The sequence below is a fragment of the Lentzea sp. HUAS TT2 genome (genome assembly GCF_051853195.1).
Classification (GTDB): domain Bacteria; phylum Actinomycetota; class Actinomycetes; order Mycobacteriales; family Pseudonocardiaceae; genus Lentzea.
Genome location: NZ_CP196667.1, coordinates 59708 through 73630, shown reverse-complemented (window position 1 = coordinate 73630; position 13923 = coordinate 59708). Strand labels below are relative to the sequence as shown.

The following is a 13923-nucleotide window of genomic DNA, read 5'->3' as shown; positions in this document are numbered from 1 at the left end:
TTACCCCGACCTGCCCCGTCATGGGGGTAAGACGCCCGCACACGCGAATCTGTACGCCGCTCTCCTCACATATGTGCTACCGCACACGTCCGTGCGGACGCGTGCGGTAGTCACAGCACTACTGAGGGGCTGTCCGGAGGGCTGTCAGGGGCACGTCTTCCAGCTGAACTGGTAGGTCGTGTCGATGGCGCCGTCCGTGGAGTCCATCGACACGAAGCTCGTCGTCGTGGCCGTGTTGGACGAGCCGGGGTAGACGCGGAGCTCGGTGTTGATGTTGAAGTTCCGCTTCTCGCCGCAGGGGGAGTAGACGATCGCGGCGACCTCGGTCGTGTCGGTGGCCTGCCAGTCGTCGCTGTGCGGGCCGTTGTACCGGTGCTGAGCCGAGTCGTTCTGCGACATGCCCTGGAAGTAGTAGTTGGCCTTCTGGATGGCGTACGCGCCTCTCTCGAGGTGCGCGAACCCTCTGTAGTCGGCCTGGGCGATGCCGTAGGTGAAGCCCTGCGGGACGTTGACCCGCAGGTTGAGCTGGCAGTTCTTGCGGAAGTCGGTCGGCCGTGCGCCGACGCCGATCTGGGCCAGGTAGTCGCTGTAGGTGACGGTGAAGGCCTTGTTGTCCTCGGAGACCGCGACGGCCGCCGTGCCGGCGGGGCAGCCGGAACCGTTGACGGTGACGACGTCGATGGTGATGTGGTCCGGCGGAGGCGTCTCGTTGGGGGAGCCGGGTGGGATGACGATCGTTGAGGCGAGCAGGGCAGCGGCAACCGCGTTGAGCATGGGGCACCTTTCCAAACGCGTCTCGCAGGGAGGGGTGGCGGCGGTTGGAACTCCGGTGGCGGCGGCCTTTGTCAGAAAATCAGCAGCGCTTCCACGAGAAGTGATGCAGGGTGCGTACTTCTCCGCGCTGGTAGTCCATCGTCATGAAACTGTTCGTATTGGCGTCCGAGCTACCCTTGTCGACCCGCAGCGAGCTGTTGACGTTGAGATTCTTCTTCTCGCCGCACGGCGACCAGACGATCTCCGAGAACTCGGTCCGGTGAGTGATCGACCAGTTGTCGTCGAACGGCCCCGCGAACGTGTGCTTCCACGTCGTGGTGGCCGATTGACCCTGGAAGTAGTAATTCACCGACTGGTACCCGGTCGCGCCGGGTTTGAGGTACCCGTAGCCGCCGTAGGTCGCTTCCGCGATGCCGTAGCTGAAGCCCTGAGGGACGTTGATCTGCAGCGTGAGCTGGCAGTTCTTCCGGAAGTCCGTCGCAGCCGCACCCTTGCCGGCCTGGGCGAGGTAGTCGCTGTAGATCACCCAGAACGAGGTGTTGTCCGGTGAGACGATCACTTCGGCGGTGCCCTGCTTGCACCCGGAACCGTTCACCGTCACCACGTCGATCGTCACGCGCTCCGAAGGAATCGTCGAGGCGTGCGCGGGTGCTGACGACAATGTGAACAGCACAGCCAGAGCGGCTGCTGCCGTCGCTTTACGCATGAAGTTGGCCTTTCCTGGTGCCTCTTTCTCAGCGTGGAGCGGCAGCGGTGCCGCGAAGGTTAGCGCAGAGGCTCAACCAATGGTGTGATCCAAATGGCCCAGCTCACACTGATGGAGCAGTTCGTGAAGGATCACCAAAAATAGTCGGTGACCTGGTGCTGAAGCCACGAATAGTTTCCGGCATACTTGCCCGCATGTCGCTGGCTGGGCTGGTGCTCGTCGTTGAGGACGAGGACCCCGTGCGTAGGTACACCGTGAGCCTGCTCGATGAGCTGGGCTTCACCGTTCTGCAGGCCAGTGACGGCACCGAGGCGCTCGCGGTCCTGCGTGAACGGTCCACCGAGATCGGCGCGATGCTGCTCGACCACAGCATGCCCGGCCTGTCCGGCGAGGAGGTGCTCGCCGAGCTCAAGCGCGAGGGCCTGACCGTGCCGGTGGTGCTGACCAGCGGTTACGATCGCACGTCGCTGGAGCGGCAGTTCGCGGGCCACGAGATCGCGGGCTACCTGCAGAAGCCGTTCCGCCTGGAGACGCTGGACGAGACGCTGCGCGCGGTGCTCGCCCGCAGCGCTCAGGCGTCCTGAGCCAGCACCCTGCGGATCCGTTCGAGCAGCACCGACTCCACGTACGGCTTGGTGATCAGCACCTCGTCGTCCAGGACCTCGTCGGTCGTGTAGCCGGACATGTAGATCACCGCGGGCGCGGCACCGGTCGAGCGCAGCAGCCGGACGAGCTCAGGGCCGCCCATCTTCGGCATCACGACGTCGGTGAGCACGAGGTCGATGGTGCTGCGGTGCGCGGTCGCGAGCTGCAGCGCCTGCTGACCGTCACCCGCCTCGATCACCACGTAGCCCGCGATCTCCAGCGAGCGCCTGGTCATGACCCGCACCTGCGCGTCGTCCTCCACGAGCAACACGGTGCCGGCGCCCCGGTGCGTGGTCGTGCGGCGCGTGCAGGGCGCTTCTGGCGTGCCGTCGCGTTCGATCGGCACGGGCAGATAGACCTCCACGGTCGTGCCCTCGCCCAGCGCGCTGATGAGTTCGATCTGCCCGCCGGACTGCTGCACGATGCCGAACACCGTCGACAGGCCCAGCCCGGTGCCCTTGCCGACCGGTTTGGTCGTGAAGTACGGCTCGAACACCTGCGCCTGCACGTCCGGGGCCATGCCGGCGCCGGTGTCCTGGACGCGCAGCACGACGTACTCGCCCGGCCGCACGCCGACGATCCGGCCGGTGTCGCCGCTGCCGAGCTTGCGGTCCGCGATCGAGATGCTGAGCGTGCCGCCGTCGGGCATGGCGTCGCGGGAGTTGACCGCGAGGTTGAACAGGATCTGCTCGACCTGGCCCGCGTCCGCCCACACCTGGGAGACGCCGTCCGGCAGCTGCATGTCCAGTTCGATGTGGTCGCCGACGAGCGTGCGCAGCATCGAGTGGATCTTGGTGAGGTTGTGCTTGAGGTCCAGCGACTCCGGGTGCAGGACCTGCTGGCGGGTGAACGCGAGCAGCTGCCTGGTCAGGTTCGCGGCCCGTTCGCCGGCGTGCCTGATGTCCTCGATCGCCGTGCGCCTCGGATCGTCCTGAAGGGTGCGCCGCAGCAGCATCTCGCTGTTGCCGTTCACGACCGTGAGGATGTTGTTGAAGTCGTGCGCGATGCCACCGGTCAACCGGCCGATGGCTTCCATCTTCTGCGCGTGCCGTAGCTGCGCCTCAGTCTCGCCGACGCGTTCTTCGAGCCGTGCGCGCGCGTCCTTCAGCTCCTGCATCAGCCTGATGCTCCGCAACGCGCTGCTGAGCTGCTGCTGCACGGCCTCGTAGATCCAGCCGGGCTCCGGGCCCTCCTCGAAGATCACGTACCCGAGGTGGTCCTCGTCGGTGTAGAGCGGGGCGACCAGCGCGCTGAACGGGACGTCGCGCCGGAACTGGTACGGCGTCAGGTTGATCGTGGGGAACGGGGTCTCCGGCGGGGTCGTGAGCGCGCCGTGCTCGTACCGGACGAGTGTGCGCGCCGTGCCTGGCGTGTCGTACGCCATGACGTGACAGCCGGGGATCGCAAGGCGGGGGAGTTCTTCGGCCAGCGCGGTCGTCAGCTCGTCCACGCCACGTGACGCGATGAGCCGTTGTCCCGCTTCACGCACCGTCTGGTCGTGACGCTCGTGCGACAGGTACTTGAACCGTGCGTCCGTGGCGAACGCATCGCCGAGAAGAAGCTGCACGCGCAGCCACAGGTCGTTGATGATCGTCGCGTCACTGATGCGCGCCGTCACGAACCTGTGCAGGTCGAACAGCGGTGGCCACCACTGCGCCGGTTCGGACCCGGCGCGCGCACTCAAGCGGATGTACTCGGCCAGCAGCTTCAGGAACTCCGCGCCCTCGACCTCGCCGCGGCCCGCCGCCAGCAGCTCGACGACGAGCTGCTCGGCCCACCCGTCCGGCAGCTTCGCAGAGGGCTGCCCGAGCGAGTCGCGCAGGTGGTCGGCCACCGTGGACGCGGTCGCGGACTCGCTGATGTTGAGCCGGTCGTGCGCGGGAGCGTGGTCTCCGAGCCCGGACGGCAGGCAGCCGCACGACCGCCGCACGATCAGCTCGGTCGGCATGGTCTGCCGCTGGCGCGTGGGCTCGCCCTTCACCAGCGCCACCGCGAGCTCAGCGGCCCGGAAACCCATCTCGTGGTACGGCGCTCTGACGGTCGTGAAGGCGGGCGTCGCGGCGTCGACGGTCTGTGACCGCGTGCTTCCCGTGCCGTGACCGAGGTCGTGCGTGCGAACGTTCGTGTGGTTGCCGTACCCGACGACGGCGACGTCCTCCGGCGTGCGGAAACCCAGCGCCTCCAGCACGGACACGACCCCGATCGCGTAGTCGTCGTTCGCGGCGGCGATGGCGTCCGGCGGTTCCTCGATCTTCGCGAGCATCCTGCGCACGGCGTCGGCGGCGCGGTTCGGTTCCCAGATGAACGAGCCCGGCATCGTGACGAGCGAGGGGTCGAACGGGATCCCGTGGTTGCGCAACGAATCGGCGTACCCCAGGAACCGCTCTCGGGCGCCCGCATGCGTTTGCGGCCCGCGCACGAACGCGATCCGCCGCTTGCCGTGCACCTCGATGAGGTGGTCGACGGCCTGCTTCATGCCGTCGCGGTTGTCCATCAGAATCGTTGGCCACTGGGCAAGGCCGGTCTCAACGCTCACGATGGGCATGGGTGCATACCGCTTCACGTACTCCTGCATGCCCTCGGAGCCGATGAGCTGACCCACGCGCGTAGTCCACACGACGAGTGCATCGATACGGTTGGCCGAGATCAGGTCGTAGACCGTGTTCGCCCGACGTTTGAGCGGATCCGGATGGTCCAGTTCGCTGCCGACAAAACACACGAGGTCGCACCCGAGGTGCTGAGCGCCATCACTCACACCGCGCCACTGCTCGCCCGCGAGCTCGATGAGCGGGCCAGCGGTGATCATCCCGATGGTGGGACGTCGCTTCGCACTGCCGTTTGCCACAAAACCCCCGCTACTCAACGCGATTGGGGATGATACGCGTTGTCGGGGGGAATGCCTGCCGTGTTACCGGAGGGATTGGTGAACGCTGTACTGGAGGGCCTGGCGACGAACCCCGCGCTCCCGGCCCACCTGCTGGACCGCCTGACCACCTGGCCCGAACTGGCCTCCGACCTGGCAGATCGCACCGATCTCTCTCCTGCACACGTACGCGCGCTATTGACCCACAACGACCCCACAGTCGCATACAAACTGCTGGAGCAGGGTTACGTCCAGCCAACAGAAATACCCATTGCCAACGAATCGGTCGCCCTGGTCGTCACCGGCCACCCCGACGCCGATCCCGCACTGACCCGCGCACTGGCCTTCCACCCGGACCCGGCGATCCGCGCGAGCCTCGCAGAACGGGCATTCCACCTGCCCGCCGACGTGGTCGACCTGCTGGCCCGCGACCCGGATCCGGCGGTGGTGGCTTCGCTGGCGCGCTTTTCTTCGTCGGGTTCTTCGCTGGCTTTTTTGAGCGGTCATCCGGATGTCGACGTGCGTCGTGCGCTGGCTTCCAACCCGTTCGTGGCTCCTGCGGTGCTGGCTTCGATGAGTGCCTCGGGCGGACTGGCCCGGGAGTTGGCCGGCAATCCCGCTACACCTTCTGCTGTTGCCGCGGAGCTGCTGCGTCACCACGCATCCCGTTACTTCCTGGCTGGGCGCACGGATCTGCCGTCCGGTGTCTACGAAGAGCTCGCGGCTGAGCTGGAGCCCGGCATCCTGTCGCAGTTGGCCGCCAATCCTGCCGTTCCTGTTCCGGTGTTGCGGTCTCTTGCCGGGACCCGTGCTCTGCGGCTCGTTCTGCTGCGCAATCCGGTGATTCCGTTGTCGTTGCTGGAGGAGCTTGCGCCTGTCGCGCCTGTTGGGGGCGAGCTCGTTCCGCGTGTTGCTTCCGCTTCTGTTGCTGAGCTTCGGGAGATGGCCTTGTCTCCTGTTGCGCAGGTGCGGATGTTGGTGGCCGGGCGTTCTGACTTGCCGCCGGATCTCTTTGCCGGGCTGGTCTTGGACGGGGATCTGGGGGTTGCCGCTGCTGTGGTGACGCATCCTCTGGTTGTGGTTGAGCAGCTTGGAGAGCTGGCTTCTCGGCACGGGGCTGGGTTGTACCCGTGGATTGCCCGGAATCCGTTGTGTCCTGCCGAGTTGTTGCACCACATGGCTTTGCGGGCTGATTCTGGGGAGGAGATCTTTCGGGCTGTTGCCCGGCATCCTGCTGCTTCCGGGGAGACTTTGTCGTTGTGCCTGGAGGATGCTCAGGCGCGGTATCTCGCTGCCGCTCATCCTCACCTGCCGGTGGCGAGGATCGTCGAGTTGCTGGGGAGTGCGTTCACGGCGGGGGCCGCGGCGGCGAACCCTTCGTTGCCGGTGCGGGTGATGGAGGAGCTGGTGGATCGGAGCGGGGTGTGAGCGACTACCACCACTTGATCAGGTTGGTCTGCTCCTTGCGGACCGCGTACCCGTTGGCCGCGTAGAACTCCCGGGCGTGCACACGGTTCTGCCCGGTCACCAGCCGCACCCCGGCGGCACCGTCGGCCCGCGCCCACTCCTCGCCCGCGGCCAGCAGCGCCCTGCCCACACCCCGGCGCTGATGCCGCGGCGAGATGGCCAGCGTGATCAGGTTCTTCAACGGCCGGTGGTAGGTGTTCTCGTAGTCGCTGAGCTGGATGTAGCCGAGCACGTCGGCGCCGTCGACCGCCACGAGCAGCACCACGTTGGGCGCCTTGATGATGCGTTCCAGCTGGGCCAGTGTCTCAGGCAAGGGGAACTCGTAGTCCAGCGCCTCGCGGTTGATCTGCTGGATCGCCGGCGCGTCTTCGGCCAGCACGTCTCGGATGTGCACCTCGACCCCCTCGGTTGATCACTCCAGCTAACCACGCTGGGCGAGACGGGCGAATCGGCTGGACACAAACAGGATCGCGCTGCAACGCTCGAACCCGAGGTGATGACGTGCGCGCTCCCCGACGACGCTTCGACACTTCCGCCATGATCGAGTTGCTGCTCGGGGTGCCGACGGTGCTGAGCAGCCTGCTGATCGTCACGCTCGTCGGCAGGCCCGTGACGCCGGAGATGCCGTGGCTGTTCCCGGTGGTGTGGCTGCTTTCCGGCGCGATCGTGTTCGTGCCGGCCGTGGACAAGCTGCTGGCGGCGCTGGCGCACCGGTTGCGTCGGCCGACCCGGACGGAGAGTGCCGCGCTGGCGCCGTTGCTGGAGGACGTGTGCGGTGCGGCCGGGGTGGATCCTGCGCGGTACTGGTTGCGGATCCAGAACTCCAAGGAGATCAACGCGATGGCGGTCGGCGGGCACGTGGTCGGGGTGTCGACGGCGGCGCTGCAGTTGCCCTCGAAGCAGCTCGAAGCCGTGCTGGCGCACGAGATCGGGCATCACCTGGCCGGGCACACGAAGATCTCGTTGCTGCGGTGGTGGTTCGAGTTGCCGGCTCGCGCGGTGGTGTGGCTGGTCATCGTCACCGGGGTGGCCATCTACGTGGCGGGCGACAAGATCGGCACTACCGGGGCCAGGGTCGTCAGTTTCGTGTTGATCGTGGCGCTCGGGGTCGCGGCTGTGCTGGTCAGCCCGTGGGTGTTGTTGGTGCCGGTGATCGCGCCGCTGCTGGCGCTGGCGAGCAGGAGGGCCGAGCTGCACGCCGATCGGATCGCGGCCGAGCTCGGGTACCGGCTGGTGTTGCTGGAAGTGTTGCAGCGCTGGGTGAAGGAGGGCTACGACGAGCAACGGGCCATGGCCGGGCTCCGGGCCCGGATGCTGGCCTCGCACCCGTCGTGCGCGCTGCGCATCAGCAAACTGCGTGGGGAAAGGCGAAGGCCCCTGAGCCGGAGCCCAGGGGCCTGAAAGCCGTCAAGCCAGTGGCGGCTTGAACAACGCCGGCACCGCTGACGCGGCCGTGGTGTCCAGCAGCCACAACGTCCTGCGGCGGCCGGTGGCGCCCGCGGCGGGGAGTTGCACCTCGCCGGCGCCGTCGAGGGCCATGGCCACGGCGGCGGCCTTGGCCTCGCCGGTGGTCATCAGCCAGACCTCCTGCGCGCACCGGACCGAGGCCAGCGTCAGCGACACGCGCGTCGGCGGGGGCTTCGGGCAGTTGCGCACGGCCACGACGGACCGTTCCTTCTCGTGCACGGCAGGGGAGTCCGGGAAGACCGAGGCCACGTGGCCCTCCTCGCCGACGCCCAGCAGGCAGACGTCGAACGTGGGCACGTCGCCGTGATCCTCCGGCTGCGCGAGGGACGCCAGCAGAGCGGCGTAGGCCTCGGCGGCCGCCTCGGGGTCGTCGCCGAACTTGCCGTCCGAAGGCTCCATCACGTGCACCCGTGACGGGTCCAGCGGAACGTGGTCCAGCAGCGCGGCACGGGCCTGCGTCTCGTTGCGGTCGGGATGTCCCGACGGCAGGAAGCGCTCGTCGCCCCAGAACAGGTCCACCCGCGACCAGTCCACCGCGTCGCGCGCGGCGCCCCGGTTCAGGTGTTCCAGGACGGCGGTGCCGGTGCGGCCGCCGGTCAGCACGACGGACGCGTGGCCACGTGCGGCCTGGGCGTCGACCATGCGGGTCACCAGGCGGGCCGCCGCGGCGGCGGCCAGGAGGTCGCCGTCGCGGTGGACCACCACTTGCGAGTTGCTCACGAACCAGCCTTCGCCTTCGACTTCTTGGGTGCGGCCGAACCGTTGGCGGCCTCCGCGGCGACAGGAGCCTCCTCGGGCGCCTCCGGCTTCGCCGAGTGCGCGCGGCCCTTCGTGACCTTCGACAGCGACTTCAGCGCCGCCGCGTAGACCTCGTCCGGGTCGAGCCTGCGCAGTTCCTCCGCGAGGCAGTCGCGCACCGAACGACGCTGCAGCGCCACCCGCCGCGAGGGCTGGCCGGGCTGGGTCAGCGTGCCGACCTTGCCGTCCGGGCGGATCAGGTCGACGTCACCGGAGGGACGGCCGAGCCGCACCTCCACGATGCCTTCACCCGACGTCGCCTTGAAGCGCTTGGCCGGCACCTTCAGCCGGTCCGTCAGCCACGCGGCGAGCAGGTCCGTGGACGGCGAGTCGGCCTCACCGGTCACGTCGGCCTCGACGACCTTCTCGTACGGCGGCAGGTCCAGCGACGACGCGAGCATGGCGCGCCACAGCGTCAGCCGCGTCCACGCCAGGTCCGTGTCGCCCGGCGCGTAGTGCGCCCGCCGGGACTCGAGGGCCTTGATCGGGTTCTTCTCGGCGGCGGCATCGGTGATGCGGCGCTGCGCGAGCTGACCGATCGGGTCCTTCGACGGGGACACGGGCGCGTCGAACGGCCACCACGCCACGACCGGGGTGTCCGGCAGCAGCAGCGGCATGACGCACGAGGCGCCTTCCTTGGCCAGTTCCCCGTACAGACGAAGAACAACGACTTCCGACGCTCCGGCGTCGCCACCGACGCGGATCTGCGCGTCCAGGCGAGGTGCCGCCTGACGAGCGCCGCGGGCCACGACGATCACACGACAGGGGTGCTCGCGCGAGGCGTCGTTGGCCGCGTCGATCGCGGCGTCGGTGCGCTGGCCGTCCTCGGTCACGATGACGAGGGTCAGCACGCGACCGAGGGTCGTCGCACCGCCTTCGTCGCGCAGCCGGACCAGGCGCGAGTTGATCTGGGAGGTGGTGGTCGAGGGCAGGTCGATGATCACGGACGCCTCCAGTGCCTTCCGGTCCGAGCCGTCATCGCGTCCGCCGACGGCGGCCCCCACGTACCGGCCTTGTACTTCTCCAAAGCGGGTTCGTCCTTGCGCGCCCAGAACTCGAGCACCGGGTCCAGGATCTCCCAGGACAGCTCGACCTCGTCGTTCTTCGGGAACAGCGACGGCTCACCGAGCAGCACGTCGAGCAGCAGCCGCTCGTAGGCCTCCGGCGACGACTCGGTGAACGAGTGGCCGTACCCGAAGTCCATCGTGACGTCGCGGACTTCCATCGTGTTGCCGGGAACCTTCGACCCGAACCGGATCGTCACGCCCTCGTCCGGCTGCACGCGCACAACGAGCGCGTTCTGGCCGAGCTCCTCGGTCGCCGTGTCGTCGAACGGCAGGTGCGGCGCCCGCTTGAACACGACGGCCACCTCGGTGACACGACGGCCCAGGCGCTTGCCGGTGCGCAGGTAGAACGGCACCCCGGCCCAGCGGCGGGTGTTGACCTCGCAGGTGATCGCGCCGAACGTCTCGGTCTTCGACTCGGGCGAGAAACCGCCCTCCTCCAGCAGTCCGAGCACCTTCTGGCCGCCCTGCCAGCCACCGGTGTACTGGCCGCGCGAGGTGGTCTCCTCGAACGGCTGCGCGGGCCGCGTCGCCGAGAGGATCTTCACCTTCTCCGCTCGGAGGTCGGCCGGCTTGAACGAGACCGGCTCCTCCATCGCGATCAGCGCGAGCAGCTGCAGCAGGTGGTTCTGGATGACGTCGCGCGTCGCGCCGATGCCGTCGTAGTACCCGGCGCGGCCACCGAGACCGATGTCCTCGGCCATGGTGATCTGCACGTGGTCGACGTAGTTCGAGTTCCAGATGGGTTCGTACAGCTGGTTCGCGAACCGCAGCGCCAGGATGTTCTGCACGGTCTCCTTGCCGAGGTAGTGGTCGATGCGGAACACCGACTCCTCGGGGAAGACCTCGTTGACCGTCTTGTTCAGCTCCTTGGCCGACTTCAGGTCGTGGCCGAACGGCTTCTCGATGACGACGCGGCGCCACTGGTCCGGTGCCGTCTGGGCGAGACCCGCGCGCTTGAGCTGGTTGACCACCGTCGGGAACGCGCCCGGCGGGATCGACAGGTAGAACGCGTGGTTGCCGCCCGTGCCGCGCTCGGCGTCGAGCTGGGCCAGGCACGAGGCCAGGTTGTCGAACGACGCGTCGTCGTCGAACGTGCCCTGCACGAACCGGATGCCCTCGGCGAGCTGCTGCCAGACCGCCTCGTTGAACGGCGTCCGCGCGTGCTCCTTCACCGCGTCGTGCACGACCTTCATGAAGTCCTGGTCGGCCCAGTCGCGGCGGGCGAAGCCGACGAGACCGAAGCCCGGCGGCAGCAGACCCCGGTTCGCGAGGTCGTAGATCGCGGGCATCAGCTTCTTGCGCGACAGGTCACCGGTGACACCGAAGATGACCAGCGCGCTCGGGCCCGCGATGCGGGGCATGCGCTTGTCCCGCGCGTCCCGCAGCGGGTTGTGCCACTTGGCGGATGTGGTCACGAGCCGTCCTCCTGGACTGCCTCGACGAGCTGGGCCAAGCCGGCGATGCGGTCCTCGAGGTGAAGACGCAGCACCGGGCGACCGTGTTCGGCCAGGACCTGACCGTCGCCGAGCGCCTGCGCGAGCTGCAGCTGCGCCAGCGTGTAGGGACGGCCGGGCACCTCCAGGTCGTCACCGGACTCGCCGGTGATCTGGATGAACACGCCGTTCTGGTGACCGCCCTTGTGGTACTGGCCGGTCGAGTGCAGGAAGCGCGGACCCCAGCCGAACGTGGTCTGCAGGTGCGTCCTCTTCGCGATCTCCGCACGGAGCAGCTCGAACGACGCGTCGTCGATCCTGTCCAAGTACGCCTGAACGGAGATGTAGCCGTGGTCGGGCGCCACTTCAACGATCGCCGCAAGCGCTTCCGCGACCGTGGTGACCTTGCGCGGTGCCCAGTCCGTGCCGTGTCCCTCGACCGGGCCGTCCACAAAGGACGGTACGGTCGCGGCGACGGCCGGCGCGTCGAGCAGCGCGCGGGAGGCCTTCTTCGCGGCCTCGACGTCGGGCTGGTCGAACGGGTTGATGCCGAGCACCCTGCCCACGAGCGCGGTCGCGTACTCCCACAGCAGGAACTGCGCGCCGAGCTTGCCCTCGACCGCGATGTTCGCCGACCCGGTGGCCGGTCCGATCGCGACGGTCGTGGCATCCGTTCGTGCGTCCACGAAGCCGGGAGCGCCGGGGCCCTCGACGACGACCGGCAGCAGGCCGGTGCCGTTCTTGCCCGTCGACTCGGCGATGAGCTGCTCGGCCCAGTCGCCGAAGCCCACGATGCCGGACCCGGTGTCCGCGAAGATGATCTTCTCGGCTCCGTGCGCGTGCGCGGCGCCGAAGACTCCGGCCAGGATCACCGCGGGGTTCTCCACCGAGTCCTGCGACACGACCTTCGCGACCTCGGCCGCGTCGTCGAGCAGGGCCTCGACGTCCGCACCGGCCAGGTAGGACGGCACCAGGCCGAACGCGGTCAGCGCCGAGTACCGGCCACCGACGTTCGGGTCGGCCAGGAACACCTTGCGGTAGCCCGCCTCCTCGGACGCCTTCTGCAGCGGCGAGCCGGGGTCGGTGACCACCACGATGCGCGACGCGGCGTCGATGCCCGCGTCGGTGAAAGCCTTCTCGAAGATGCGCCGGTGGCTGTCGGTCTCGACGGTTCCACCGGACTTGGACGACACCACGATCACCGTGCGCTCGAGATCACCGGCGAGAGCGTCGGCGACCTGGGCGGGATCGGTGGTGTCCAGCACGACCAGCGGGACGCCCGCGGTCCGCGTGATCACCTCGGGGGCCAGCGACGAGCCACCCATTCCGGCGAGAACGACGCGGTCGACGCCCTCGGCGTGCAGATCGGCGCGCAGCGCCACGAGATCGGGGAGCAATGCACGGGACGTCTCGTGCAACGTCGTCCAGGAGAGGCGGATGCTCGCCTCGGACTCGGCTTCCGGCCCCCACAGGGTCGGGTCCTGCGCGGTCAGCTTGCTCGGCACCGAATCCGCGACCAGGTCAGCAGCGATGATGCTGACCTGGTCGGCGTTCGGTGACCTCACGATTTCGACGGAGGTCACTTCGTGATCAGCCCTTCAGTTGAGCCAGTTGGTTCGTCACCGTCTCGAGCAACTCTTCCCAGGACTTCTCGAACTTCTCGACGCCTTCGGTCTCCAGGACCACGAACACGTCCTGAAGGTCGATTCCCACGGCGGCGAGCTTGTCGAAGACCTCCTGGCCCTCAGCGGCGCGCCCGGTGACCGTGTCACCGGTGATCTTGCCCCCGTCGGCGACGGCGTGCAGCGTCTTCTCGGGCATCGTGTTGACGACGCCGGCGACGACGAGCTGGTCGACGTAGAGGGTGGGGGAGTAGCTCGGGTCCTTCACGCCGGTCGACGCCCACAGTGGACGCTGCGCGTTCGCGCCGTCCGCCTTGAGGGCCTCCCAGCGCTCGCCCTGGAACGTCTTCTCGAACGCTCCGTAGGCGATCCAGGCGTTGGCCAGGGCGGCCTTGCCCTTCAGCGCCTTCGCCTCGTCCGTGCCGATCTTGTCGAGCCGCTTGTCGATCTCGGTGTCCACCCGGGACACGAAGAAGGACGCGACCGAGTGGATCGAGCGCAGGTCGTGGCCGTTGGCCTTGGCCTGCTCGAGACCGGCGACGTAGGCCTCCATGACCTTCTCGTACCGCTCGACGGAGAAGATCAGCGTGACGTTGACGCTGATGCCCTCGGCGATCGTCTTGGTGATCGCCGGCAGACCCGCCTCGGTGGCCGGGATCTTCACCAGCAGGTTCGGCCGGTCCACGGTCTTCCACAGGTCCTGCGCCTCGGCCACGGTCTTGTCCGTGTCGAACGCCAGGCGCGGGTCGACCTCGATGGAGACGCGGCCGTCCACACCACCGGTCGAGTTGTAGATGTCGCGGAACTTGTCGCACGCGTTGCGCACGTCCGTCGTGGTGACCTCGCGGATGGTCGCCTCGGTGTCGGCACCGCGGTTCGCGAGCTCGCGGACCTGCTCGTCGTAGGACTCGCCCTTCGAGAGCGCTCCCGCGAAGATCGTCGGGTTCGTCGTGACACCGACGACGTTCCAGTCGCGGATCAGCTCGTCCAGGTTGCCGCTGGTGAGCCGCTCACGGGACAGGTCGTCGAGCCAGATGGAAACTCCGGCGCCGGACAGGGCGTCGAGGTTGGGCTTGCTCAC

Annotated in this window: 12 protein-coding genes; 3 read left to right on the top strand and 9 right to left on the bottom strand. The window is 68.2% G+C overall.

What is annotated here, in order from left to right:
* Positions 1 to 144 precede the first annotated feature (144 nt).
* Both ACSHWB_RS00365 and ACSHWB_RS00360 read right to left on the bottom strand, forming a co-directional pair.
* Positions 145 to 774 carry a DUF4360 domain-containing protein gene (locus tag ACSHWB_RS00365; RefSeq protein ID WP_439660077.1) on the bottom strand — a complete coding sequence of 210 codons (630 nt, stop codon included), beginning with the start codon at positions 772 to 774 and terminating at the stop codon, positions 145 to 147.
* Between the two features lie 79 nt (positions 775 to 853).
* On the bottom strand, positions 854 to 1390 hold the full coding sequence (locus ACSHWB_RS00360) for a DUF4360 domain-containing protein (protein ID WP_439660076.1): 537 nt from the start codon (positions 1388 to 1390) through the stop codon (positions 854 to 856).
* Between the two features lie 284 nt (positions 1391 to 1674).
* On the opposite strand from ACSHWB_RS00360, the gene ACSHWB_RS00355 reads away from it, so the two are divergent.
* Positions 1675 to 2064 (top strand): response regulator, encoded by a 390-nt coding sequence (locus tag ACSHWB_RS00355; protein WP_439660075.1) that lies wholly within the window; start codon positions 1675 to 1677, stop codon positions 2062 to 2064.
* On the opposite strand, the gene ACSHWB_RS00350 is transcribed toward ACSHWB_RS00355, so the two are convergent.
* Positions 2052 to 4931, bottom strand: coding sequence for a substrate-binding domain-containing protein (locus ACSHWB_RS00350; RefSeq protein WP_439660074.1), 2880 nt, complete (start codon positions 4929 to 4931; stop codon positions 2052 to 2054). The two genes, ACSHWB_RS00355 and ACSHWB_RS00350, sit on opposite strands and share 13 nt — an antisense overlap.
* Positions 4932 to 5048: 117 nt before the next feature.
* Here ACSHWB_RS00350 and ACSHWB_RS00345 point away from each other — a divergent pair, with 117 nt between their 5' ends.
* The gene (locus ACSHWB_RS00345; protein WP_439660073.1) at positions 5049 to 6416 is read left to right on the top strand and encodes a hypothetical protein; all 1368 of its coding nucleotides are present in this window, start codon (positions 5049 to 5051) and stop codon (positions 6414 to 6416) included.
* 4 nt (positions 6417 to 6420) lie between these two features.
* Here ACSHWB_RS00345 and ACSHWB_RS00340 read toward each other — a convergent pair whose 3' ends face one another.
* Positions 6421 to 6849: a GNAT family N-acetyltransferase gene (locus tag ACSHWB_RS00340; RefSeq protein ID WP_439660072.1), complete on the bottom strand. Its 429-nt coding sequence runs from the start codon at positions 6847 to 6849 to the stop codon at positions 6421 to 6423.
* A 143-nt stretch (positions 6850 to 6992) separates the two neighbouring features.
* On the opposite strand from ACSHWB_RS00340, the gene ACSHWB_RS00335 reads away from it, so the two are divergent.
* The gene (locus tag ACSHWB_RS00335) at positions 6993 to 7856 is read left to right on the top strand and encodes a M48 family metalloprotease (RefSeq protein WP_439660071.1); all 864 of its coding nucleotides are present in this window, start codon (positions 6993 to 6995) and stop codon (positions 7854 to 7856) included.
* Between the two features lie 6 nt (positions 7857 to 7862).
* Here ACSHWB_RS00335 and pgl read toward each other — a convergent pair whose 3' ends face one another.
* Genes pgl through tal form a run of 5 tightly spaced genes read right to left on the bottom strand, consistent with a single transcriptional unit; the run spans position 7863 to position 13923 of the window.
* Positions 7863 to 8642, bottom strand: a complete 780-nt coding sequence (gene pgl / locus ACSHWB_RS00330; RefSeq protein WP_439660070.1) for a 6-phosphogluconolactonase — start codon at positions 8640 to 8642, stop codon at positions 7863 to 7865.
* Positions 8639 to 9664 (bottom strand): glucose-6-phosphate dehydrogenase assembly protein OpcA, encoded by a 1026-nt coding sequence (gene opcA, locus ACSHWB_RS00325; protein WP_439660069.1) that lies wholly within the window; start codon positions 9662 to 9664, stop codon positions 8639 to 8641. The genes pgl and opcA overlap by 4 nt, the downstream gene beginning before the upstream one ends.
* Positions 9661 to 11148, bottom strand: coding sequence for a glucose-6-phosphate dehydrogenase (gene zwf, locus ACSHWB_RS00320; protein WP_439664491.1), 1488 nt, complete (start codon positions 11146 to 11148; stop codon positions 9661 to 9663). Before zwf ends, opcA begins: the two co-directional genes overlap by 4 nt.
* Positions 11149 to 11198: 50 nt before the next feature.
* On the bottom strand, positions 11199 to 12785 hold the full coding sequence (locus tag ACSHWB_RS00315; protein ID WP_439660068.1) for a glucose-6-phosphate isomerase: 1587 nt from the start codon (positions 12783 to 12785) through the stop codon (positions 11199 to 11201).
* A gap of 25 nt (positions 12786 to 12810) precedes the next feature.
* A complete protein-coding gene (gene tal, locus ACSHWB_RS00310; protein WP_439660067.1) occupies positions 12811 to 13923 on the bottom strand; it encodes a transaldolase in 1113 nt (370 codons plus the stop codon).

Coding starts and splice junctions, on each gene's coding strand:
- ACSHWB_RS00355 (WP_439660075.1), top strand. CDS start 1,675: ATGTCGCTGGCTGGGCTGGTGCTCGTCGTTGAGGACGAGGACCCCGTG.
- ACSHWB_RS00335 (WP_439660071.1), top strand. CDS start 6,993: ATGATCGAGTTGCTGCTCGGGGTGCCGACGGTGCTGAGCAGCCTGCTG.
- ACSHWB_RS00350 (WP_439660074.1), bottom strand. CDS start 4,931: ATGATCACCGCTGGCCCGCTCATCGAGCTCGCGGGCGAGCAGTGGCGC.
- ACSHWB_RS00365 (WP_439660077.1), bottom strand. CDS start 774: ATGCTCAACGCGGTTGCCGCTGCCCTGCTCGCCTCAACGATCGTCATC.
- zwf (WP_439664491.1), bottom strand. CDS start 11,148: ATGCCCCGCATCGCGGGCCCGAGCGCGCTGGTCATCTTCGGTGTCACC.